Source organism: Maricaulis sp. (assembly GCF_034670125.1).
In the GTDB taxonomy this organism is placed as follows: domain Bacteria; phylum Pseudomonadota; class Alphaproteobacteria; order Caulobacterales; family Maricaulaceae; genus Maricaulis.
Genome location: NZ_JAXMOC010000001.1, coordinates 326678 through 348838, shown reverse-complemented (window position 1 = coordinate 348838; position 22161 = coordinate 326678). Strand labels below are relative to the sequence as shown.

26 protein-coding genes, 2 tRNA genes and 1 pseudogene are annotated in these 22161 nt (G+C 64.7%); 14 read left to right on the top strand and 15 right to left on the bottom strand.

The features are described 5' to 3' along the window. Positions 1-3 precede the first annotated feature (3 nt). The 4 genes and pseudogenes from VOI18_RS01375 to VOI18_RS01365 all read right to left on the bottom strand — a co-directional run bounded on the left by VOI18_RS01375 (position 4) and on the right by VOI18_RS01365 (position 1898). Positions 4-465, bottom strand: a complete 462-nt coding sequence (locus VOI18_RS01375) for a hypothetical protein (RefSeq protein WP_323760633.1) — start codon at positions 463-465, stop codon at positions 4-6. A gap of 56 nt (positions 466-521) precedes the next feature. Beyond that, positions 522-965 carry a hypothetical protein gene (locus VOI18_RS01370; protein ID WP_323760632.1) on the bottom strand — a complete coding sequence of 148 codons (444 nt, stop codon included), beginning with the start codon at positions 963-965 and terminating at the stop codon, positions 522-524. A gap of 9 nt (positions 966-974) precedes the next feature. Then, positions 975-1103: pseudogene (locus VOI18_RS15030) on the bottom strand (helix-turn-helix transcriptional regulator); the annotation flags it as partial. Positions 1104-1822: 719 nt separating this feature from the next. After that, positions 1823-1898, bottom strand: a tRNA-Ala gene (locus VOI18_RS01365). Between the two features lie 119 nt (positions 1899-2017). Between VOI18_RS01365 and VOI18_RS01360 the strand changes: the two genes are divergently transcribed. From VOI18_RS01360 to VOI18_RS01320, 9 genes are all read left to right on the top strand, one after another. Then, positions 2018-2317: a YggT family protein gene (locus VOI18_RS01360; protein ID WP_323760631.1), complete on the top strand. Its 300-nt coding sequence runs from the start codon at positions 2018-2020 to the stop codon at positions 2315-2317. Between the two features lie 30 nt (positions 2318-2347). Beyond that, a complete protein-coding gene (locus VOI18_RS01355) occupies positions 2348-2650 on the top strand; it encodes a DUF167 family protein (protein WP_323760630.1) in 303 nt (100 codons plus the stop codon). Continuing rightward, on the top strand, positions 2631-3527 hold the full coding sequence (folD, locus tag VOI18_RS01350; RefSeq protein ID WP_323760629.1) for a bifunctional methylenetetrahydrofolate dehydrogenase/methenyltetrahydrofolate cyclohydrolase FolD: 897 nt from the start codon (positions 2631-2633) through the stop codon (positions 3525-3527). Before VOI18_RS01355 ends, folD begins: the two co-directional genes overlap by 20 nt. A gap of 70 nt (positions 3528-3597) precedes the next feature. Further along, positions 3598-4014: a response regulator gene (locus VOI18_RS01345; RefSeq protein ID WP_323760628.1), complete on the top strand. Its 417-nt coding sequence runs from the start codon at positions 3598-3600 to the stop codon at positions 4012-4014. A gap of 100 nt (positions 4015-4114) precedes the next feature. Next, a complete protein-coding gene (locus tag VOI18_RS01340) occupies positions 4115-4906 on the top strand; it encodes a TIGR00266 family protein (RefSeq protein ID WP_323760627.1) in 792 nt (263 codons plus the stop codon). Between the two features lie 119 nt (positions 4907-5025). Continuing rightward, positions 5026-5223: a (2Fe-2S)-binding protein gene (locus VOI18_RS01335; RefSeq protein WP_323760626.1), complete on the top strand. Its 198-nt coding sequence runs from the start codon at positions 5026-5028 to the stop codon at positions 5221-5223. Positions 5224-5321: 98 nt separating this feature from the next. Beyond that, positions 5322-5801, top strand: a complete 480-nt coding sequence (bfr, locus tag VOI18_RS01330) for a bacterioferritin (protein WP_323760625.1) — start codon at positions 5322-5324, stop codon at positions 5799-5801. 122 nt (positions 5802-5923) lie between these two features. Next, positions 5924-6610, top strand: coding sequence for a DUF305 domain-containing protein (locus VOI18_RS01325; protein ID WP_323760624.1), 687 nt, complete (start codon positions 5924-5926; stop codon positions 6608-6610). A 25-nt stretch (positions 6611-6635) separates the two neighbouring features. Further along, complete coding sequence (locus tag VOI18_RS01320) at positions 6636-8540, top strand: hypothetical protein (protein WP_323760623.1); 1905 nt, start codon at positions 6636-6638, stop codon at positions 8538-8540. Between the two features lie 62 nt (positions 8541-8602). On the opposite strand, the gene yghU is transcribed toward VOI18_RS01320, so the two are convergent. The 7 genes from yghU to hemC all read right to left on the bottom strand — a co-directional run bounded on the left by yghU (position 8603) and on the right by hemC (position 15015). Continuing rightward, positions 8603-9454: a glutathione-dependent disulfide-bond oxidoreductase gene (gene yghU / locus VOI18_RS01315; protein ID WP_323760622.1), complete on the bottom strand. Its 852-nt coding sequence runs from the start codon at positions 9452-9454 to the stop codon at positions 8603-8605. Between the two features lie 232 nt (positions 9455-9686). Further along, positions 9687-9762: transfer RNA gene (locus VOI18_RS01310), tRNA-Thr, on the bottom strand. Between the two features lie 90 nt (positions 9763-9852). Further along, positions 9853-10497, bottom strand: coding sequence for a uridine kinase (udk, locus tag VOI18_RS01305; RefSeq protein ID WP_323760621.1), 645 nt, complete (start codon positions 10495-10497; stop codon positions 9853-9855). Beyond that, positions 10494-11960: a heme biosynthesis protein HemY gene (locus VOI18_RS01300; RefSeq protein WP_323760620.1), complete on the bottom strand. Its 1467-nt coding sequence runs from the start codon at positions 11958-11960 to the stop codon at positions 10494-10496. Before VOI18_RS01300 ends, udk begins: the two co-directional genes overlap by 4 nt. Continuing rightward, on the bottom strand, positions 11957-13282 hold the full coding sequence (locus VOI18_RS01295) for a hypothetical protein (protein ID WP_323760619.1): 1326 nt from the start codon (positions 13280-13282) through the stop codon (positions 11957-11959). The genes VOI18_RS01300 and VOI18_RS01295 overlap by 4 nt, the downstream gene beginning before the upstream one ends. A gap of 33 nt (positions 13283-13315) precedes the next feature. Beyond that, entirely contained in the window at positions 13316-14053 is a 738-nt protein-coding gene (locus VOI18_RS01290; protein ID WP_323760618.1) for a uroporphyrinogen-III synthase, read from the bottom strand. Next, positions 14050-15015 (bottom strand): hydroxymethylbilane synthase, encoded by a 966-nt coding sequence (hemC, locus tag VOI18_RS01285; protein WP_323760617.1) that lies wholly within the window; start codon positions 15013-15015, stop codon positions 14050-14052. Before hemC ends, VOI18_RS01290 begins: the two co-directional genes overlap by 4 nt. 37 nt (positions 15016-15052) lie before the next feature. Between hemC and tsaD the strand changes: the two genes are divergently transcribed. From tsaD to VOI18_RS01265, 4 genes are read left to right on the top strand one after another with little or no spacing between them, the layout of a single operon-like run. Continuing rightward, entirely contained in the window at positions 15053-16186 is a 1134-nt protein-coding gene (tsaD, locus tag VOI18_RS01280; protein WP_323760616.1) for a tRNA (adenosine(37)-N6)-threonylcarbamoyltransferase complex transferase subunit TsaD, read from the top strand. Then, entirely contained in the window at positions 16183-17184 is a 1002-nt protein-coding gene (locus tag VOI18_RS01275) for an NAD(P)H-dependent glycerol-3-phosphate dehydrogenase (RefSeq protein WP_323760615.1), read from the top strand. Before tsaD ends, VOI18_RS01275 begins: the two co-directional genes overlap by 4 nt. Then, entirely contained in the window at positions 17184-17477 is a 294-nt protein-coding gene (locus VOI18_RS01270) for a YciI family protein (RefSeq protein ID WP_323760614.1), read from the top strand. The genes VOI18_RS01275 and VOI18_RS01270 overlap by 1 nt, the downstream gene beginning before the upstream one ends. Next, entirely contained in the window at positions 17477-17812 is a 336-nt protein-coding gene (locus VOI18_RS01265; RefSeq protein ID WP_323760613.1) for a Rieske (2Fe-2S) protein, read from the top strand. The genes VOI18_RS01270 and VOI18_RS01265 overlap by 1 nt, the downstream gene beginning before the upstream one ends. A gap of 113 nt (positions 17813-17925) precedes the next feature. Here the strand turns inward: VOI18_RS01265 and VOI18_RS01260 are convergent, their stop codons facing one another. Then, positions 17926-18486, bottom strand: a complete 561-nt coding sequence (locus VOI18_RS01260) for a hypothetical protein (RefSeq protein ID WP_323760612.1) — start codon at positions 18484-18486, stop codon at positions 17926-17928. Between the two features lie 3 nt (positions 18487-18489). Beyond that, positions 18490-19251 carry a creatininase family protein gene (locus tag VOI18_RS01255; RefSeq protein ID WP_323760611.1) on the bottom strand — a complete coding sequence of 254 codons (762 nt, stop codon included), beginning with the start codon at positions 19249-19251 and terminating at the stop codon, positions 18490-18492. Positions 19252-19597: 346 nt separating this feature from the next. Between VOI18_RS01255 and VOI18_RS01250 the strand changes: the two genes are divergently transcribed. After that, the gene (locus VOI18_RS01250) at positions 19598-20350 is read left to right on the top strand and encodes a hypothetical protein (protein WP_323760610.1); all 753 of its coding nucleotides are present in this window, start codon (positions 19598-19600) and stop codon (positions 20348-20350) included. Here VOI18_RS01250 and VOI18_RS01245 read toward each other — a convergent pair whose 3' ends face one another. Both VOI18_RS01245 and VOI18_RS01240 read right to left on the bottom strand, forming a co-directional pair. After that, positions 20351-21808, bottom strand: coding sequence for a methyl-accepting chemotaxis protein (locus VOI18_RS01245; RefSeq protein WP_323760609.1), 1458 nt, complete (start codon positions 21806-21808; stop codon positions 20351-20353). After that, entirely contained in the window at positions 21805-22152 is a 348-nt protein-coding gene (locus VOI18_RS01240) for a hypothetical protein (RefSeq protein ID WP_323760608.1), read from the bottom strand. The genes VOI18_RS01245 and VOI18_RS01240 overlap by 4 nt, the downstream gene beginning before the upstream one ends. Between the last annotated feature and the right edge of the window lie 9 nt (positions 22153-22161).

The following is a 22161-nucleotide window of genomic DNA, read 5'->3' as shown; positions in this document are numbered from 1 at the left end:
GCGTCAGTCGCCGTGGATGATGATCATCCCGATCAGCACTTCGGCGCCCTCCTGACCGAGCGTGATGTCGGTTGCCTCCTGCAGGATCTGGGCGATCCGGTCGGCGTCCGGCACATCACCATAGCGATACTGCATGCCCGTATAGATGGTCAGGGCCGACAGGTAGGCATTGCGCAGCCGGGGCATGTACATCTCGACCCGGCGACGCAGCCGGTTGTCAGAGATCTCGAGCCCGGCCTCGATCTGCAACAGGCCCTGGGCACGGTGATTGGCCTGGACCGTGGCGGTCATCGGCGGCAGCGGCATATAGGTTTCCGACGAGGTGATCGTCCGGTGACGGCTGTCCTCGGATGATTCCTGGGCGGGCGGGCTGGCCGTCCCGCCGGCGGATGCCGTCGCAACCGGACCCATGGCGGCGAGCAGGGTGCCAAGGGCGGTGCAGAGGAAGATGGCGACAGGTCTCATGCCGACGGTCATATCCGATTGCGGTAAAGGAAGCGTTCGCGCGGTATGTGGGGTCGTCAATTCAGCTTGTGAACCACCAGCGGTCCGGGTCTGTTTGACGACATCCCGGCAAATTCGCCGGCAGACAGCGGCTGCATCGCGCAGTGCAGATACCAGCCACCGCCATTCGAGCGGATCGGTGTCATTACGCCGTGCCAATGGTTCAGCTGATTGTCGATCTCGGCTTCCCAGATGGCGTCGATCCGGGTGACTTCGCCGTCGAAAACACCGCTTCCGATCGTCGCCAGCACCAACGCTTCTCCATTGCGGCTCGCCGCCTTGCGCACGACCTGCCCGACCTCGATCGTGCGGAATTGCGGGTGTTCGCGAAAGCCTCGTGACAGGGCGACATAGCGAATGTCGTCGCCCTCCGGTTGAACCAGGCAGGCGACATGGGGGCTGAACTGGATGGTGGTCAGCAGGCCGTCAAACAGGCTGCGATTGCCGGGCTTGTGAATCAAGGCGCGAACCGCGCTTGCGATATCCGTGCGGGGTCGGGCTGTCCCGGCTTCGATGCGGGATATCTGCGGTTGGCTGATGCCGAGTTGCTTTGCCAGCCCCTGTTGGTTCAACCCCGTCCGGGCGCGGTAATCGCGCAACGCCTTGCCCCAATCCAAAGCCGCCCCCGTCTGGCTGGAAATTCACTACAAAAAGTAGGTGTAAATGCCGGGAGCAGGGAGGCAAGCCAAAAAACCAGCACAGTGCGAGCTGGAACACGGGCGGTCGGTTGTCACCGATGGCAGTTTTGCAGCCGGTCTACGTGCGGCCCGTCGCCACGCACAGGATCGGGTCAGGCGGCCGGTTGGCCCGGCCGCTTCCAGGCCCCTTGATGAAGACTGTCCTGCTGGTTGAAGATTGCGAAGTTGATAGCGGCCTGGTTGAAGTGGCCTTTCGCCGGTACTCCAGCGCTGTGCGGCTGGAAACCGCCCGATCCGGGGAGGCAGCGCTGGGGCTTCTGCGTTGCCGGATGCTCGCGGCGGAGTCGAGCCCGCAGGGATCGCAAGCGCGACCGCGCGTCGGCCGGTCAGGCCGCCCCATCGGAGGCATCCGCGAAGCGGATTGCCGCGAGATCAAGCGAATGGTGGAGCCGAGGGTGCTGAATTCGAGCCCGCAGGGTTCGCAAGCGCGACCGCGCGTCGGCCGGTCAGGCCGCCCCATCGGAGGCATCCGCGAAGCGGATTGCCGCGAGATCAAGCGAATGGTGGAACCGAGGGTGCTGAATTCGAGCCCGCAGGGTTCGCAAGCGCGACCGCGCGTCGGCCGGTCAGGCCGCCCCATCGGAGGCATCCGCCCAGCGGATTGCCGCGAGATAAGCGAATGGTGGAGCCGAGCGGGATCGAACCGCTGACCTCGTCATTGCGAACGACGCGCTCTCCCAACTGAGCTACGGCCCCGAACCAAGGAGGCGATCGGTACTTTTACGGAACTGCGCTGTCAAGCATCCGCGTCTGGACCGTAATACGCGTTGCAGGCTAGAAGCGGAGGGAACGCTAGAACATGAGGAAGGACACCCATGTCCCCGATCGACGGCCTGATCATCTACATCATTCATCCGTTGTTGAATCTGCTGTGGTTTGTCGTCCTGGCGGGCGTCATCCTGAGCTGGTTGATCAGCTTCAATGTCGTGAATACCTCCAATCAGTTCGTGTCCCTGGTATGGCGCATGACGAGCGCAATCACCGAGCCGCTGCTCGGTCCGATCCGGCGGGTCCTGCCGCCGCTGGGTGGCATGGATTTTTCGCCCATCGTGCTGCTTTTGCTGATCGGATTTATCCAGGGCTATGTGCTGATGGAGTTGATGCGGATCTTTTGATCCGCCGTGATCTGCGCCTCGCCTGAATCCGTGACCATTCAGGTCCGGCTGAACCCGGGCGCATCGCGCGATTGTCTGGCGGGCTCGCAGGTCGACGCCGATGGGCGACGCCATCTTGCGGCCCGCGTCCGGGCGGTGCCGGAAAAGGGCAAGGCCAATGCGGCGCTGATTGCGCTGCTGGCCCGGCAATTGGGTATTCCCAAGCGCGACGTCGATGTGATACGCGGCGCGACATCACGTATGAAGACTGTCCGGGTCGTGGCCGCAGGGGCGGAGCGGGACCGGATTATCGCCCAGCTGGAGGCCTTCGCGGATGAGCGCACACCTGATTGACGGCAAGGCCATTGCGGCCGAGATCGATGCCCTGGCCGGTGAAGCAGGGGCCGAGCTTGCGAAATCACTGGGTCGACCGCCCTGCCTCGCGGTGGTCTTGGTCGGCGATGACCCGGCCAGCGACGTCTATGTCCGCAACAAGGTCCGACGCACGGAAGCGGCGGGCCTCACCTCCATTGAAATCCGCAAACCGGCCGATGTCACCGAGGACGAGGTTATCGCCATCGTCGAACGCCTGAACGCCGATGACGGCGTTGACGGCATCCTGGTGCAGATGCCCTTGCCGGGGCATATCGACACCAACCGCGTGATCGGGCGCATTGACCCGGACAAGGATGTCGACGGGCTGACCGAGGTGAGCGCCGGCCGGCTGGTGCTGGGCAAGCCGGGCCTGCGTCCGTGTACACCTGCGGGCTGTGTCCTGTTGGCCGAGCGAGCCCTCGGCGACCTGTCCGGCAAGTCGGTGGTGGTGGTCGGACGCTCGATCCTTGTCGGCAAGCCGGCCGCGCTGCTTTTCCTCGAGAAGAATGCGACGGTCACGATCGCGCATTCCCGGACGGCGGACCTGCCGGCCTTGTGTCGTACGGCGGATATCCTTGTGCCGGCGGTCGGGCGCCCCGAAATGGTGCGCGGCGACTGGGTGAAGCCAGGGGCCTGCGTCCTTGATGTCGGTATCAATCGCATCGCCGCGCCCGAGCGCGGCGCTGGCAAGAGCCGGCTTGTGGGCGATGCCGCATTTGATGAGATCGTCGGTCATGCGGGCTGGATCACGCCGGTGCCGGGCGGGATTGGCCCGATGACCATCGCCATGCTGCTCAAGAATACCGTGATCGCCGCGGCGCTGCGGGCGGATCAGCCTGCCTTCGCGGATTTTTGAGGCAATTTTCGAGTTTTCGTAAACGGTTCGATAACGCAACCTGCATAGAATATGAGTCAGGGAGAGTTCCATGAGCAATCAAGCACTGCGGGTTTTGCACGTCGAAGACGATTTCGCGGACGCCATGCTCGTCCAGCACGCGGTGTGCGAAGCCGGTGATCTGGACATCTCTTTCGAGGTCGCCCGCACGCTGAAAGATGCCAAGCGCTGCCTGGCCCGTGCCCAGTACGACCTGATCCTGCTGGATCTGCGCCTGCCTGATTCCGTCCATCCGACGGAAACCCTGGAAACCGCCCAGTCCTGTGCCGGTGAAACGCCGCTGATGATCCTGTCGGGCTCGATGACCGTGGATGCGGACCACCTCCCGGATACCATTGCCCGCATGGACAAGAATTCCAGTTTTCGGAATCACAAGGGCGAGATGCCGACCCAACTCGCCCACATGCTGCGTGAAGCGGCGGAAGACGTTGATATCCAGACCATCTGATTGATCGCGGACGCCGTTTGCGCATCTGGAACACTTTTGGCTTGTTCCGGCCCGAACCGCAGCTACCCTCGCCGCACCATCTGGCGAAAGGGAGAGCGCAATGGCTCATACAGACGAGATCGATTACGAGATCGGTGGCGAAGACATCCAGTTTGTCGAGATCGAACTCGATCCGGGCGAGAGCGTGGTGTCCGAAGCCGGTGCCATGATGTTCAAGGCTCCCAGCATCACCATGGACGCGGTGTTCGGCGACGGATCCCAGAAGAACCAGGGTGTGTGGGGCGCATTGGCCGGCGCCGGCAAGCGGCTTCTGACCGGTGAAAGCCTGTTCATGACGGTCTTCACCCATGGCGGCCAGGGCAAGGCCAAGGTGGCGTTCGCGGCCCCCTATCCGGGCACCATCATTCCCGTTCACCTGCCGGACCTCGGCGGTGAGTTGATCTGTCAAAAGGACAGCTTCCTGGCGGCCGCCAAAGGTGTTTCGGTCGGCATCGCGCTGCAAAAGCGCATCATGACAGGCCTGTTCGGCGGCGAGGGTTTCATCATGCAGCGCCTGGAGGGCGATGGCTGGGTCTTCGTTCATGCCGGCGGCACCCTGATCGAACGTGAGCTGGCGCCCGGTGAGGAACTGCATGTCGATACCGGTTGCGTGGTTGCCTACACCCCGGGAGTTGATTTCGAGATCGAGCGGGCCGGCAATATCAAGTCGATGATCTTTGGCGGCGAAGGTGTTTTCTTTGCCCGTCTCCGCGGCCCCGGGAAAGTCTGGATCCAGTCCATGCCGTTCTCCCGCCTGGCCGGGAGGATCCTGGCCAATGTGCCGGTCGCCGGCTCCGGCCAGGGCGAGGGGTCCGTGCTGGGTCCGCTGGGATCGATCATGCGCGGAAACTGACCTGCTGAAAAAATTTGTGTGCCGGGCGATCGGAGTCGTCCGGCCCCTATTATGCAGTTGACAGTCATTCGCATTCGCGGGAATACTGATTCCAGTCAATCGGGAAACAGTGACCGGCCATGTTCGTCTGTATCTGCAACGCGCTGCGTGACCGCGAGCTTCAGGCCGCTGCGGCCGACCCCTCTGTCAAAGGGGCGGCCTGTGTTTTCAAGCGGTGTGACGCGAAACCGAAATGCGGCCGTTGCCTGCCTGATGTTGCCGACATGATCGCGGCCAACCGTTTGCGGCCCGGTGATCTGGCGACCGCTGCCGAATAGGCGCGATTAATTCCCACTTTCACTCGCAAAAATAGTGTTTTGGCTAGTGTCCGGCATTGCGTAGTTTGCCCGGGCATGCTGCGCACGGGAGAGACGCCATGAAGGGTGATGCCAAGGTCATCGAGTTTTTGAACGGAGCCCTCAAGCTCGAGCTGGCAGCGGTCAACCAGTACTTCCTGCATGCGCGGATGTTCAAGGACTGGGGTTTCGCCAAGATCGCCAAGCAGGAATACGAAGAATCCATCGACGAGATGAAGCATTCCGACATCCTGATCGAGCGCATCCTGTTTCTCGAGGGTCTGCCCAATGTCCAGGACATCGCCAAGATCTATATCGGCGAAAACCTGCGGGAATGTCTGGAGTGCGACCTGAAGGTCGAGCAGCGAGCGCATCCTTTCTACAAGGAGGCCATTTCCTATTGCGAACAGGTTGGCGACTACGTCACCCGCAAGATCTTCACCGATATTCTAGACAGTGAAGAAGACCATATCGACTTCCTCGAAACCCAGCTTGGCCTGATCGCGAAGATTGGTGAGGAGCGATACATGCAATCGCAAATGTCACCGGGCGCCGACTGACGTCCGGGAGCGCGACAGTCCAGGATCGCGGCCGGCTATTCCCGAACGGCGCCAAGCGTGGTTACATTCCGACCGGGCATCTGGTGCCACGCGTCCGGGGGGGCTCGCGCATGATAAAGTCAGTGACCATTTTCGTTGTGGGCGCAATCCTGGCCGGAACGCCCCAGGCGTTCGCATCGCCGCCGATTTTCCAGCCCGGCGCGCCGGGCCTGCCGTCACGCACCGTGACGCCGGAGCAATCCATAAGCTTGGCCGGGACCGGGCACTCGGCGGCGGATGTCCGATTCATGCAGCACATGATTGTGCATCATGGGCAGGCGGTGGAGATGGGCGAGCTGATCGCCGGTCGGACAGACAATCCGGACGTCGCCTTGATGGGTGCGCGGATCGCCAGTTCACAAGCCTCCGAAATCGAGATGATGCAAGCCTGGCTGGAGCGGCGGGGGCTGTCGACACGGATGGCGCATGCGTCCGCAATGGCGGCATCCGGGCAAGGGCATGGCAATCACGCCATGGAGCCGGGCATGGATCATGCCGCGCATGGTGTCCCGTCCGATACGCCGTTGATGCCGGGGATGCTGTCGCCGGCGCAGATGGTTCAGCTCGAGGCCGCCCGCGGCGACCAGTTTGACCGGCTCTATCTTGCCGGCATGATCCATCATCATCAGGGTGCCATCGACATGGTGACCGACCTGCTGGCCGGGCCGGGCAATGGCGAGGACCCGCAACTTTCCGAATTCCTGTCGGCGGTGATCGCCGACCAATCGGCCGAAATTTCGCGCATGCGCGGCATGCTCGCCGATTTGTAGAGACAGCTGGTCCGAGGGGACACACATGAAAGCGACATTCCGATCCATGGTCTCACTGGCCGCGCTGGGCGCGGCAATGGTGGCCTGTTCGCCCACCGTGGACGACGACATGAGCGAAGCTCCGCCGTCTCGGGCAGGCCTGGCGCCGGGCCTGTTTGACGCCGGCACGGCGATCTGGAATCTCGAGCTGACGGCTTCAGTCCCGCCGCCCGACGGATTTTTCGACCTGGATACAGTCATGATCCCGCTCGGTCGACCCGATGACAGCGAGGGCGAGGATGAGCCTGCGGATGACGACGGATCTGACGAGACCGCGGAAACCGGCGCCGATGATTCCGGTGCAAGCGACGATGAAGTCGGCGAAGAGGAAACCGGACCCGGTCTGCTCGCCTTCGCGAATTCGGACCTCGCCTTCACCGGTGACCGGGTCATCATGGGCGGGTTTCACGGCTTCAATGTCTATGACACCGCCAATCCGGATGACCCTGAGCATATCCTGTCGGTGGTTTGTCCCGGCGGGCAGGGCGATGTCAGCGTGCACGGGGATCTGGTTTTCTTCTCGACTGAACAGAACCGTGGCCGCCTTGATTGCGGCAATGGCGGTGTCGAGGCGGAGTCGAGCCCGGAACGGTTCCTCGGGGTTCGGATTTTCGACATAAGCGATCTGAACGCGCCGCGTCAGGTTGCGGCCGTCCAAACCTGCCGCGGGTCTCACACCCACACCTTCGTGCCGCATCCCACCGATGACTCGATCGCCTACATCTATGTCCAGGGCACCAGCAGTCCGCGTCCGGACAGCGAGCTGGCCGGGTGCAGTGGTGGCGAGCCGGATGAAAACCCGGACACAGCGCTCTATTCGATCGATGTCATTGAAGTGCCGCTGGGTAGTCCCGAGCAGGCTTCGATTGTCAGCCGGCCCCGTATTTTCACCAATCATGAGACCGGCGAGATCGCCGGCCTGTGGGCTGGCGGCGCCATGGAAGACGGCGCCCAGACCGCGGCCTCGACTGTGGCCTGCCATGATATCACGGTCTATCCCGAAATGGGTCTGGCGGGCGGTGCCTGTGGTGGCAACGGGATCCTTCTGGACATCACCGACCCGGTCAATCCGCGCCGGATTTCCGACCTCGCCGACCCAAACATGGCCTATTGGCACTCAGCCACATTCTCCAACGATGCCAACAAGGTTCTGTTCACGGACGAGTGGGGCGGCGGGCTGGGTGCGCGCTGCCGTGCCGAGGACCCGGAGAACTGGGGTGCCAACCTCATCGCTGACATCGTCGACGGCGAGCTGGAGCTTCGCGGCTTCTTCAAGATACCGGGCGAACAGTCGGACATCGAAAACTGCGTCGCCCACAATGGCTCGATCGTACCGGTGCCGGGCCGGGATATCATGGTGCAGGGTTGGTATAGTGGCGGTCTGTCCATCATCGACTTCACCGATAGCGACAACCCGTTCGAGATTGCCTTCTTTGACCGTGGTCCGCTTGGGCCCGACGCCTTGCGCGTCGGCGGATACTGGGCGGCTTACTGGCATAATGGCCGCGTCTGGGCGCCGGAGATCGCCCGCGGTCTCGACGTGTTCCGCCTCCAGCCCAGCGCCTATCTGACGGCCAATGAGGTCGCGGCGGCCGAGCTGATCCGTTTCGATGAGGCAAACACCCAGACCCAGCTGCACATCACCTGGCCGGACGAGCCGGTTGTGGCCCGTGCCTATCTCGATCAGCTGACCCGCAGCGGGGCGCTTGATCAAGCCGCGCTAGCGATGGTTCGGGACACGGTTGACGCCTGGTCATCCGGAGACGCGGATGCGGCGTCCCTGACCGCAGCCGCCGAGCGGCTCGATACCGCAACCACGGATGCCGGGCCGTCCTCGGCCGATGCGCGCCGCATGGCGGAACTCAGCGCCATGCTGCTGCGCGTCCGCTAGATCAACGCCGGAACAGGAGCAGGCCGGCGACCGGCTGGCCTGCTCCGGCGCGCCCTTAAGGGTCAGGCCCGGGCGTCGAGATCCGCAGCGGAATGGCGCTCGGGAACCTGGTTGGAGTCCTCGCCCCAGACACGATTGACCTTGATGCCACGCTTGACGGCGGGCCTGTCAGCGATCTCGGCTGCCCAGCGCTGGACGTGGGTGTAATCCTGGACCGACAGGAATTCCGCCGCTTCGTAGAGGACACCGCGTGCGAGCGCGCCATACCAGGCCCACACTGCCATGTCGGCAATGGAATATTCGGGCCCGGCGAGGTAGCGGCGTTCGGCCAGCGTGCGGTTGAGCACGTCCATCTGGCGCTTCACTTCCATGGCAAAGCGATCAATCGGGTATTCCCACTTCTCCGGCGCGTAGGCGTAAAAATGCCCAAAGCCGCCGCCGAGATAGGGCGCGGAGCCCATCTGCCAGAACAGCCAGTTCATGGCTTCAGTGCGGGCGGCCGCGTCGGTCGGCAGGAAGGCGCCAAATTTCTCGGCGAGATAAAGCAGGATGGAGCCCGACTCGAACACCCGGGTTGGCGTCTCCGTACTGTGATCAAGCAGGGCCGGGATCTTGGAGTTCGGATTGATGTCGACGAAGCCGGAGGAAAACTGTTCGCCTTCGGTGATCCGGATCAACCAGGCATCATACTCGGCGTCTGCGTGGCCGGCCGCCAGCAGCTCCTCCAGCATGATCGTGACCTTCACTCCGTTGGGTGTCGCCAGGGAGTAGAGTTGCAGCGGGTGTTTGCCGACAGGGAGAGCCTTGTCATGCGTCGGCCCGGCGATCGGACGGTTGATGCTGGCGAAACGACCGCCGCTCTCGCTATCCCACGTCCACACTTTTGGCGGCTGGTAGTCCTCGGCCTGGCTCATCAGGAATTCCTCTTTGCTTGCAGCGGAATGTAGGAAGCTGCCCGCAAAGAACAAGGCGCGCCGATCATCGCTGCGGCGAACGGCGCGGCCCGGCGGGTTGAGGTCGACGTGCTGTGGCCCGACGGAGCGATCTCGACCACCAAAACCTTGAGCGCGCGTCTTGTGCGTGCAAACCCCGCCACCCGAGCTGATGCCCGGCACGGGTTCAAGCGCAACGGAAGCGAGGAAAGAATGGTGCCGCTTAGGTGACTCGAACACCTGACCTACGCATTACGAATGCGTTGCTCTACCAGCTGAGCTAAAGCGGCCCAATTCATGGGCTCCGGCTGATATCAGCCGGGAGGCGGCGGAAACTAGCCGCGAAAAACGGCGGCGGCAAGCCCTTCATCAGCCCTAAATCAGCCCGTGTGAGAAAGTAGATGCAACCGCTCGAGCACCGGCTCGGCAAGGCAGTCGAAATCGGGCGGGCCCATATTGGTGACAATAAGGTCGGCGCGCGGTTTCTGTGGCTCGACATGAAGGGTGTGCATCGGTTCAACAATGGTCTCGAACTGGTGCTTCACCGACTCCGGCGTGCGGCCACGCTCGGCGACATCGCGCTGGAGCCGGCGCTTGAACCGGACCGGTCGGGTCGCGGACACATAGACAATCAGATCGAACAGGCCGGCCAAGGCAGGCGACGCCACCGCGTGGAGGCCTTCCACCACGATCAGGCTGGCCGGCCGGCAATGCTGTGTCTGTGGCGCCCGGCTGTGGCGGGTGAAGTCGTACTGGGGGATGTCGACGGTTTCGCCAGCTTTCAGGGCCGTGAGATGGGCGATCAGGAGATCGTGCTCCTTGGCCGCGGGTTCGTCGAAGTTGAAGGTCGACGGATCGAACGCCTCCAGACCCGCGGCGTCGAGATAATAGTCATCTTCCTTGATGACATAGCCGTCTGGCGAGGCCTTGGCGACGGCATGGGCGAGCCGGGTCTTGCCGGACGCCGAGCCCCCGACAATCGCAACCAGTGTCACCTGGCACGGTGTGTGTTCGCCCGGCGTCACGGGCGCTCGCTTCCGGCGGCCTCGTCGCTGTCGGGAACGCCCGGATCATCCGGCATGCGCGGCGTGCTTTCGGCAAAGCTCGCGGTGCGCGAGCTGGCGGACCGCACCGGACGCGGCGCGTCGAGCAGAGCGGTTTCCGGGACGGCGCCAGCGGCCCGCTCGAAACGTTCATAGCGCGGATGGGTCAACCGGTTTTCATCACCAAACACATAGACCATCCGCTTCCAGTCGTCGGGCGTGTAGGCGAACAGGCGGCCTTCCGGATCAATGTCCGACCAGTCTGCGTCGGCGCCGGCATGGGAGGCGCGCGTCATCCAGCGTCGTGCCAGCTCGTCCTTGCCGTCCAGGCGAGCCAGCCGGGCCGCCAGGGCGCACAATCGTGAGGACGGTGTGGTGCCATCGATCATCGGATCGAGGAGCGCGCGAGCGGACGGGGCGTCGCCCTCTTCCAGCGCGATCTGGATCAGGATCAGGTGGCTTTCCCGATGGTCCGGATTGAGCGCAGCGAGCGTTTTCAGCCGCTCCAGGCGCTTGGCCTTGGTGTCTGATTTCCGCAAATCCTGAAAGGCTCGGGCAAGGGCCGGGTGTGGAGCAGAGGCCCACGCCGACTCGAGGACTTCCGACGCCCGCTTGTGACGACGGCCATCGGCCAGCAGTCTCGCCGCGAGCGCCGCTGCCGGTGCAAAACCGGGCGCGGCACGATGGGCTGATACGGCCAGCTCGCGGGCACTCTCTGCATCACTGGTTTCGGCCTCGACAGCGGCGGCCGTCAACAGGACCGCGCGACGACGGCGAGCCGTGTCGGGCGCGACCTGTTTGCGGCGCTCGCCTTCGGTCAATGTGGTCAGCGCGTCGCGCCAATGGGCCTTGGCGACCTGGGCGTCGAACAGCGCATCAAAGGCCCAGCGGGCCCCCTTCGCGTGCTGGAATGCGTCGGCGGCATGATCGATCGTGGCGGTGAAGTCGCCGCGCTCATTGGACAGTTGGGCCAGGCCGCGTCGGGCGACAATACGGGTTTTCGGGTCGTTCAACAGGGCTTCGTAGTGCGCTTGTGCGCCGTCCAGATTGCCGGCGGACTCGGCGGCGCGGGCCGCCAGAAGACGTGACAGGGCCGGCCTGTCCAGCAGGGCATCGGCGCGGGCGGCCTGCCGCACAGCGGCTTCGCCATCGCCGGCCGCTGACGCGATCAACGCCTTTTCCAGCGCGTCATAGCCCTGCTCGCGGCGACGACGGCCCATGAAGCCCTTCACCTTGTCCGGCGAGGTCCACAACATGTAGATGCCCCACCACACAACCAGCATCACGAACGCGAACAGGATCACCAGCCCGGCCGCGACGACGAACGGCATCTCGGTCTGCATGCCAAGAAACTCAAACGAGGCGTGGCCCGGGTTCAGGGCCAGGAAAGCGCCCAGTGCAGCGGTCAGTAACGCAAAGGCGACAGCCAGGATCAGGCGGATCATGTCGGGTCGCTTCCCTGTTCGGCGGCGCTGGCAGCGAGCGCCTCTCGCAATGATTGCAGGCGGGCCGTCAGGTCAAGGCGGGCGCGGGCCTGGATCAACCAGTCTCGGACGGCGTCCAGCGCGTCGCCTTCGAGGCGTTCGGCAATGGTGACGGCGCCTACAAGGTCATCTTCGGCCAGGCGGCGTTCGGCCAGGGCGGTCATCGCCAGGGGGCCGGTGTCTGTGTCGCTGCCGTCGGTCCGGCGCACTTCGATCAACCCGAAAAAGACGCGCCCGGGACCGGCGGCGGCCCGGATCTCGTCGCCCGGAAAGCCGGTCGCCAGCTCACCGATTGTCGGCACGCCGGCGCGGGCGTACAGGGCCATGGCTTCGAGGTCTGCATTGCCACGCCAGAGCCGCGCCAGAGCCGCGCGCTCGGCTTCAAACCCGTCGCCGGTCCGGGCGATGTCCCTCAGTGCAGAGAGCGCCAGGGCGCGGGCGGCCAGCTGCCGCGATGCCAGCCCGGTATCGCTGGATGGCACAGCGGCGATGGAGCGTGACGCGTCGTCGGCGCTGGCCTGCGCCGTTTCAGCCAGTTCGCGAACCGTCGCGAGCTCGCGCTGCAGGGTTTCGATGGTTCCTGTCAGGCGTTCGATCTGCGGTGTGATGTCAATCCCAGGCTCCATGCCGTCGACCACGGCTTCGATTTCGGTGATGCGGTCGGTCATGGCCTGCAGGATTTGTGGATCGACTCCGGCAGCCGGTTCGTCCCGGACAGCCTCGAGGGCCTGCTGGGCCCGTGCGTCGGTCAAAGCCAGTGCGGTTTCCAGCGCCGCCAGCCGGGCTTCCAGCCCGCTCGCATCGAAGGTCGTGGGCGTCGAGACCGCGTCTTCCGGTGCTGTTTCGAGGGCAGTAAGGCGCGCTTCGATTGCGGACAGATCGACCGGCGACCTGTCGGCACGACCGGATGGTGCAGTCTCAAGCACGGCCAAACGGTCGGAGAGCGCGCCGATCGCGTCGGACAGGTCAGGCGGCGTTTCGGTGTCTTCCAACGTTGCGAGCCGGACGTCCAGGCGCGTCAGGGACTGACCGAGGGCTGCCCGTTCCGTTGCAGCGTCTGACACCGCTTCGGAGGTCGCGGCGACCCCGGCGGTCGGAGGTAGATATCGCACCGCGCCAAAGCCGATGGCACCGCCTGCCACCGAGGCAAGCAGAAACACCAGCATGTGCCCGAGCACGCCGCCCCGTTTGGGTGCGGTGCGTGTTTGCGGACGGCCATCATCAGCCGGTTCGAACTCGGCGTCGACGGGTTCGGGATCGAGAGTATCGTTGGGATCAGCCATGACGGCCCATGATTCGTGCGAATTTGCGCCAGCTTAGGACGCGCGGCCTGCGGAGGCCAGTTCCGATGAATCATCAAGCAGTGCCAGAAGCGCGTCTTCATTGGGTGCCGGTGCGGCGACAAGCGCCCCAAAACCGGCTCCTTCAAGCGGGGCGAGCGCGTTGCGGGAAATTCCCACTGCGGTGACCGAGCCGAGCCAGTGATGCAGCCCGAATTTTCGCAGCAGGTCGAGAAAGGTCTTGGCGCCGCGAGCGGAGTGGATCAACACGGTCACCGGCGCGCCGGAAATCACGGCCGCAATGGCCTCTTCGCCCAGGGCATCAACGGCCACCGCGCCATAGCCGATGGCATCGCGGACCTTGAAGCCATCCGGCTTGAGGGCGCCGGACAGGTCGCCGGACACATGGATGCCGCGCACATGCAGCAAGGACCCCTTGTCGGGATTGAGCTTGCGCCGGATGAGGCCGGCCAGGGACGCCACATCGCCCTGGGCAGACTGCACGCGCTTGAAGCCGATATCCCGGGCCGCCTGGGCGGTCGCGTCGGCGACGGCGAAAACCGGAAGCTCACGCTCGGGCCGGCGTGGCCCCCAGGCCCGGACGCCATTGGCCGAGGTAAAAACCAGCGCCTGGACACCGTCAAGGCTGGCATCGATGCGAGCGCGGAAATTGATGTCGAGGACCGGCGAGATGATCGGGTCTATGCCCATCCGTCTGAGACCGGACGCGGTCCGTTCAGCACCCGGCCATCCCCGTGTGACCAGAACCGTCATGTGTTCACCAACGCCGCAGCGAGACCGTCGCCAGCGGCGGCGCGCACGGCTCGTCCGAGGTCCTGCCCGGCCTGCCGGGCGCTGTCTGGGGTCGCATGGGTCATGTCGAATCGAATCTGCTTGCGCCAACACTGCTGGCCATCAGGAGTCAAAACTTCGCCGACGAAGTCCATTGATACCTTATTCAGATGGGCGGCAATCGGCGTCCGGCAAGACCCGTCGAGTTCGAAAAGGAAGGCGCGTTCGGCGAGGACGGCGATCTCCGTGTCACGGTGATGCAGGCCGGCGGCATGGGCGGCGGCCTCCTCATCCCCGGCACGGATGGCGACGCCGACGGCGCCTTGCGCCGCGGCTGGCAGCATTTCTTCGGTCTCAAGCGGATCGCGGCGCGCCTCGGCGCGTCCCAGACGATTGAGCCCGGCACGGGCCAGGAAGGTCGCGTGGATGCGACCCTCGGCGAGCTTGCCGAGGCGTGTGTCGACATTGCCGCGCAAAGGCACGACCCGCAGATCCGGACGCCTGTTCAGCAATTGGGCCTGTCGTCTCAGGCTGGCGGTGCCGATGGTGACACCCTCCGGCAGGTCAGCCAGCCGTGTCTCGCCCCCGCGCGCAATCAGCATGTCGCGCGGGTCCTCGCGCTCCAGCAGGGCGCCCAGCACGATCCCGTCTGGCAGGACGGTCGGCACGTCCTTCATCGAATGGACGGCGAAAGCGGCGCGGCCATCCAGCTGGGCCTCGTCGATCTCCTTGGTGAAAAGCCCCTTGCCGCCGGCCTCGATCAGGGTGCGGTCCTGGATCCGGTCGCCGGTCGAGACAAGGCCCAGAATGGGGAAGCAGCGCTCGGCCTCCTCGCCGGTCAGGCCACACTGGGCGGCCAGCTTGGCCTGTACATCGCGCGCCTGGACGAGCGCCAGTGGGGAGCGGCGGGTGGCGATGGCGAGCGGTCTGGACGGCGGCTTCACGTTGCAATCATCCCGGTCTTGGGGCTAGTGGACAGTCATGGACTTAGCGCCCACCTCCCCCCAAGCGCAAGCGCGCGCACTGACCGTGCTGGGTCTGGAATCCAGCTGCGACGAAACCGCGGCGGCGATCTTGCGCCGGGAGGCTGACGGATCGGTGACCGTCCTGTCGGACCGGGTCCTGGGGCAGAATGACGCCCATGCGCCGTTTGGCGGCGTGGTGCCGGAGATCGCGGCCCGTGCCCATGCCGAGGCGATGGACGGGCTGGTCAGGCAGGCGCTGGATGAGGCCGGGCTGGCCGTGGCCGATCTGGACGGTATTGCGGCGACCTCCGGTCCGGGCCTGATCGGTGGCGTAATGGCGGCGCTGATGACTGCCAAGGGCCTGGCGCTGGGGGCGGGCAAGCCGCTGATCGCGGTCAATCATCTTGAAGGCCATGCCCTGTCGCCGCGTATATCCGAGCCTCTGGCCTTTCCCTACCTGCTCCTGCTCGTTTCCGGCGGCCACACCCAATTGCTGATCGCCGAGGATGTCGGCGTCTATCACCGTCTCGGCTCGACGATGGACGATGCGGCCGGTGAGGCCTTCGACAAGACGGCCAAGGTGATGGGTCTGGGTTTCCCCGGCGGGCCGGCGCTCGAGCGGTGTGCGCAATCGGGTGACGCGACGCGCTTCGATCTGCCCGTGCCGCTGAAGGGCAAGCCGGGCTGTGACTTCTCATTTGCCGGCCTGAAAACCGCGGCCCGGCAGATCTGGGACCGGCTCGATGCGCCATCAGACCAGGACCGCGCCGATCTGTCGGCCAGTGTCCAAGCGGCCATCGCCCGTGCGCTTTCCAGCCGTACACGCCGGGCGCTGGCAATGTTTGTCGACCGTTTCCCGGATGCCCCGCGACCCTTGTCGCTGGTCGTCGCCGGCGGAGTGGCCGCCAACAAGACCGTGCGCGCGGCTCTGGGAAACGAGGCCGTTGCGGCCGGTTTCCGACTGGTCGCGCCGCCGATGAAATGGTGTACCGACAATGCCGCGATGATTGCGCTGGTCGGACTGGAAAAGCTGGCGCGTGGCCAGATTGACGGGCTTGATGCGCCGGCGCGGGCGCGCTGGCCACTGGACGGGGCTTCGGCAAAGGCCGACCCTGCGATTGGCTCCGGACGAAAGGGACCCAAGGCATGAGCGAGTATCAGAGCATTGGCGTGATCGGCGCCGGCGCCTGGGGTACGGCCCTGGCGCAAACAGCGGCCAAGGCAGGGCGCGATGTCACGCTTTGGTCGTTCGAGCAGGACGTGACCGATGCGGTGAACACCCGGCACGAAAACACGATCTATCTGCCGGACGTCCAACTGGGCGAGGCCATTGTGGCCACGACATCGATCTCTGACCTTGACGCCTGCGACGCCATCCTCGCGGTTGCTCCGGCGCAGCACTTGCGCCGCGTCCTGGAAAACTTCCTGCCCTATGCCCGACCCGGTGTGCCGATCGTCCTGTGCGCCAAGGGGATTGAGCAATCCTCCCTGTCGATGATGACCCAGGTGCTCAAGGAAACCATTCCCTCGGCCCTCGCCGCTGTCCTGTCGGGACCCAGTTTCGCCATCGACACAGCCCAGGGCCTGCCGACAGCCGTGACCCTGGCCTGTGCCGATGAAGGGGTCGGCAATCGGCTCATTGAAGCCTTGGGAACGCCGCGCTTCCGGCCCTATCTCGCGACCGATCTGATCGGCGCCGAGATTGGCGGAGCGGTGAAGAATGTTCTGGCCATCGGCTGCGGGATTTCCGAGGGCAAGGGGTTGGGTAAATCGGCCCATGCGGCGCTGATTTCGCGCGGCTTTGCGGAAATGACCCGACTGGCTCTGGCCCTCGGCGCGCAGCGCGAAACGCTCGCCGGCCTGTGTGGTCTGGGCGATTTGGTCCTGACCTGTTCCTCGCCGCAATCGCGCAACATGTCGTGCGGAATGGCGCTGGGGCGGGGCGTGTCGCTGGACGACATCATGGCCGGTCGCCGCGCGGTCACCGAAGGCGTGGCCAGCGCACCGGCCGTGGTCGAACTGGCGCGCCGCCATGGTGTTGAAATGCCGATCTGCGAAGCGGTCAACGAGATCCTGGCCGGGCGAGCCAGTGTCGATGACGCCATCGAGACCCTGCTGGCGCGCCCCTTCACTTTGGAGACGGCTTGATGTTGTTTCTGGTGCACACGTGGGACAAGGCCGGCGCGCTTGACATCCGGGTGGCCAATCGCGACGCCCATATCGCTTGGCTGAAGGCCGCCGGCGACAGCGTCAAGGCGGCCGGTCCCTGGCTCGATGAAACGGACGAGATGGCGGGCTCGATGTTGATCATCGAAGCGACGGACCGGAGCGCCCTGGAGGCTTGGCTGGCGACCGATCCCTATCAGGCTGCCGGCCTGTTCGAGCGGGTCGAGGTTGCGCCCTATCGCTGGGTGTTCAATCCTCCAGAAGGGGCCAGCTGATGCGGCCCAAACCGCCGCCCGGAACCGTTCTCGCCCGCCTCGATGATTTGCCCGACCCGGGGGCCCGAGCGTCTGACTGGGAACGCGGCGCGGTGGTGCTGGTGCGCCGCGGCGACGCCGTCACGGCGTTCACCAATCTGTGCCCGCATGCCGGTTTGCCATTGTGCCTGCCGGATGGCCGGGGCCTGCTTCACAAGGGCGAAACGCTGGTCTGCCCCGTCCATGGGGCCAGTTTTGACGTGACGAGCGGTGACTGTACCGGTGGACCGGCAGCGGGCGACCGGCTGACCGCTATCGCCGTCGAGATCGTGGGCCCGGAAATACGGGCTGTCTGACTCGTTCCTGACGCTGCCGGGGTAGCGCGCTCGGCCACCCGGTCAGGGGGTCCCGTGCGGCAGCGGGCAAGTCGGACGCGGCGCGTCCGCTCTTTGTCGGCCGAAGAGAGTGCTCAATCTTCGAGCCGCATCTTCAATCGGGCCAGAGCCGCTCGCCACTCGGTCTTCCAATGTTCGCAATCCTCGGGCGTTTCGACATTTTCGTGGCTCAGGCTGACCTGCGTCTTGCAGCCCGTTTCGCTGTCCTTGCCGGTGAGCCAGACCGACAGGCGACCGCCCTCGGACCATTGTCCGTTCACAGACTTGCCCGGCGTGCCGGAGGTCCGGGTGAAAACGCCATCCGGTCCCCACTCGGCAAAGCCTGGCAAGTCGAAAGCCGCCTCGATCTCCGAGGCGGCCGCCGCAATCGTTTTTGATCCGGAGGCCTGGTATTTGCCATCGCCGCAAGCGCGTTGATGCGGGTCGCGGCGACCGGTCATCATTTCCCAGGTGCCAGAGACCATTTGTGCCCACCAGCCAGACAGGCCGTGTTGATCGCGCAGGGTCCGGGCAAGGGTCGTGTGGTCCAGACCCCCGGCCCAGCCATCGAGCTCGGCGCGCCATTGCGGCCAGGTCCGACCGGTCGCCGCCTTCACGGCAGCATCCGATATGGGTGGTGTCCAGACTGCTGCCATGACCTACTCCGCCGATTCCATGGCCGGTTGCATCGCGAAAAAGCGGGTGCATTCGGCGATCAGAGCCTGTTTGGCGCAGCTGACAATCTCGGCGCCTTTTTCAGGTGTCGCCTGGGACGGGTCGGAGCCGATCCGGCCATCCGGGAAGCGCCGGCGATAATCCGCCGCGTCACTGAAGCCGCCGACCGGCGCGATCTTCGGGCTCATCTCGACCTGTTTGATGGCGTGGGGATGGGCGTAGTAGGTCACCGAGACTTCCGAGGCGGTTGCGTGCATGCCCTCGCCGACCGGGAACAGCTTGCGGCAGGTATCCATGACGCCGGGCAATTCCCACCAGTTTCGTTGCATCAGCTGGACCGGGCAGGGCGTGCCGTCGAGCGAGAAATTCGCATAGTACTCGGCGAAGGCGGCGTTGATCGTGGTGATGTTCCCGCCATGCCCGTTGAAGAAATAGATGCGGTCGAAGCCGTGCCGCGTCAGGCTCTCGATCCAGTCATTGATGACCGCGATCATGGTCGACGGGCGCAGGGTCATCGAACCGGCAAAACCGAGATGATGCTGGGCAATTCCGACATTGAAGGTCGGGCCAACCAGCAGGCCCGCGTCCTCGCCGGCCTTGGCCGCAATGACTTCCGGACAGATGGCATCGGTACCGACCAGCCCGTTCGGGCCATGTTGTTCGGTCGAGCCGATGGGGATGATGATCCCCTTGGAGCGGGTCAGATAGTCTTCGACCTCAGGCCAGGATGCGTGGTGCAAAAGCATGACAGCCCTTTCCGGAATTGTTGGATCCGGGGAGGTAAGCGCTGACGGCTGAATTGTGCAAGGTCTGCGTGTCGACGGGAACCGGCTAGAGGCGGCGGCTTTCGCGATGATAGAGCCACGCCGCCGCGGCGGATGCGAGCGCGGCAAATGCCAGAATATAGTGCAAGGACCCCTCCATCGCGGCTTGTTGCCGTCTGATACCGGTCTACCGCGCAAGTCCTTATCAAGCGTAAAAGAATCGCGGATTACGGGAGGTGTCACGTCTTCGTGAGTGACCTGTCATGCGCGAATTGGCGGAGGATGCTGTAAGGAGGTGGCCGGATATCTTGTTGTGTGAGGGGAATTCATGCGTCGATTTTTGGTTGCATCCATAGCTCTGGCCGCCTTGGCCTCCGGATCATTGCAGGCCCAGGACGGGCCCATGCCCGCGAGCATCGAGGGGGCTGTGGCCGATGCCAGCCGCCCGGAAGCTGACCGTCAGCTCGATGCCAATCGGCATCCGGCCGAAGTCCTGCTTTTTGCGGGTGTCGAGCCGGGTTGGCGCATCGCTGATCTGGCGGCGGGTTCCGGCTATTATTCACGGGTCCTGTCGACGGCGGTCGGCAGCAATGGCCACGTCTATACAATGAACCCGACCTGGGTCGCGGAGCGGTTTGCGGAAACCGATGCCGGGCTCGCTGCCTTTGCGGCCGAGCGCGACAATCTCACTCATTTCAGCTCATCCATCGAGACTTTCGGCGAGCATGTCGATGGGCCGCTGGATGGGGTCTTCATGGTGTTGTTCTATCACGACACCGCCTGGGACGGGACCGATCGCGTGGCCATGAATGCCGCCGCGTTTGAGGCCCTGCGTCCGGGTGGCGTCTACGTTGTTGTTGATCACCACGCCGTGGCGGGTCGCGGCCTGGACGTCGTCGAGTCCCTTCACCGGATCGACGAGGCCTCGGTTATCGAGGAAGTTCTCGCGGCCGGTTTCGTGCTGGACGGCAGCAGTGACATGCTGGCCAATCCTGAAGACAGCCGCGAGATCAGCCCGTTCGACCCGTCGATCCGTCGGCAGACCGACCGTTTCGTGCTGCGTTTCCGCAAGCCCGAGTAATCAGGCGGCGTCCAGCTGGCTTCGGAAGCGGTTGAGCTCCTCGTCGAGGCGGCTGGCCGCTTCTCCCAGCTCTCCGGACGCCCGGGTGAAAGACTCTGCGGCGCCATTGGTCCGTTCGGCGGCCTCGTTGACCGCATTCATGGAATTGTTGACCTCGGTGGTCTCGACGGCGGCCCGCTCGGCCAGGGAGGCGATTTCCTGGGTGGCCTGGTTTTGCTCGGCGAAGGCACCCTGAACACTCTCTGTGGACTGGCGCAGCTCGCTGATGATTTCGGCAATGCGACCGAGCGACTCAGCCGCCCCGCCTGACGCCCCGCGCATGGATTCGATTTTCTGTCCGATATCGCTGGAAGCCCGCGTGGTCTGTTCGGCCAGCGCTTTCACTTCCGATGCGACAACGGCAAAGCCCTTGCCGGCCTCGCCGGCCCGGGCCGCCTCGATGGTGGCATTGAGGGCGAGGAGATTGGTCTGCTCGGCAACGCCGGCGACCAGGCGCATGATGTCCTCGATCTCCTTGGCGGCGGTTTCCAGCGCATCGATCGACCGTCCGGCTCCTTCGGCTTCGGCGGCCGCGCGATCGGATACATCTCCACTGTTCTGGAGGATGCGGGCGACTTCACCGATCGACGCCGAAAGCTCTTGTGCGGCAGCAGCCACCGACTGGACATTGCTGTTGGTCGTTGAAGCGCGAGCCGAGGCTTCCGACGCGCCTTCGCGGGTGGCTTCGGCGTCGCCACTCAGATCGGAGGCGAGCGAACTGACCTGGCCTGCCGCGCCGGAAATGCCGCCGGATACCACGCGAAGCGCTTCCTCGAATTCGCGGGCCAGCTGGGCAATGGCATGCCGTTGACGGTCGGCCGAGTCCTTGGTTTCCACCTGGGCCTCGGCACTGATGGCGGCCGCTGACTGGGCCTCGGCGGCCTCGGCGGCCTTGCGGTCGGCGCCATCCAGGGCTTTCGAGGCGTTATACGTCATCCAGACCAGTGCGGCTGATTGCCCGACCACGATCACCGCATGAAAGACGACCCGGAAGAAGTCTGCGCCGTCCGGGAAGACGGCCCAGGGCAGGAAGAAGTTGAGCGAGAGATGGTGCACCGCGGTGGCGGCCGATGCCGCCACGATCACGCGCCAGTCCAGCATGACGGCGGAGATCGACAGGGCGGCAAAGAACATCATGTGCATGTCGATCTGCCAGGGCGAACCACTCAACAGATAGACAAACAGGGCCGGGTAGCCGATCAGCGCTGTTCCGACCGTCGCTCTGGAAGCGGCGCTGTTCGGGTCAAACCGCCAGCTTGCTCCGGCGATCGCCAGGAGGGCAAGACCAACGAGGCCGGCGGGAAGCAGGCGTTCCGTGGCGACGATACCGGCGGTGATGACCAGGCTGACGCAGAGGCCGGCCATGATCAGCAGGGAGACGGTCTGGGCGCGCTGGCGGATTTGATTGAGGCTGGTCATGTGGATGGGCTCTCTGTTGTGAACCGGTTGGCGGCGGTCATGGAGGTCTGGTCGATCAGGCAACCGCGAAAGGCACTGGCTGGCAGGACAAGCCAGGCTCCGGCTTCGCGCAGCGCCCGGCGATCCTCGGGCCCCGGAACTTGGAACACGCCAATATTGGCGGCCCGGCCGATGTTCAGGGTTGATTGTCCGGCTTCGGCGGCGGCGAGCACCACGTCACGGGCCTGCCAACCAGGCGGGAAGATTGCGGCGTAGCGACCATCTTCGGCAGGCTCCGCAGCCGCCAGAAGTGGTGTTGCACCAATCAGTGCAATCAAAAGTATAGTCGGCGTGTTCTTGAGCATCGTCTTTGC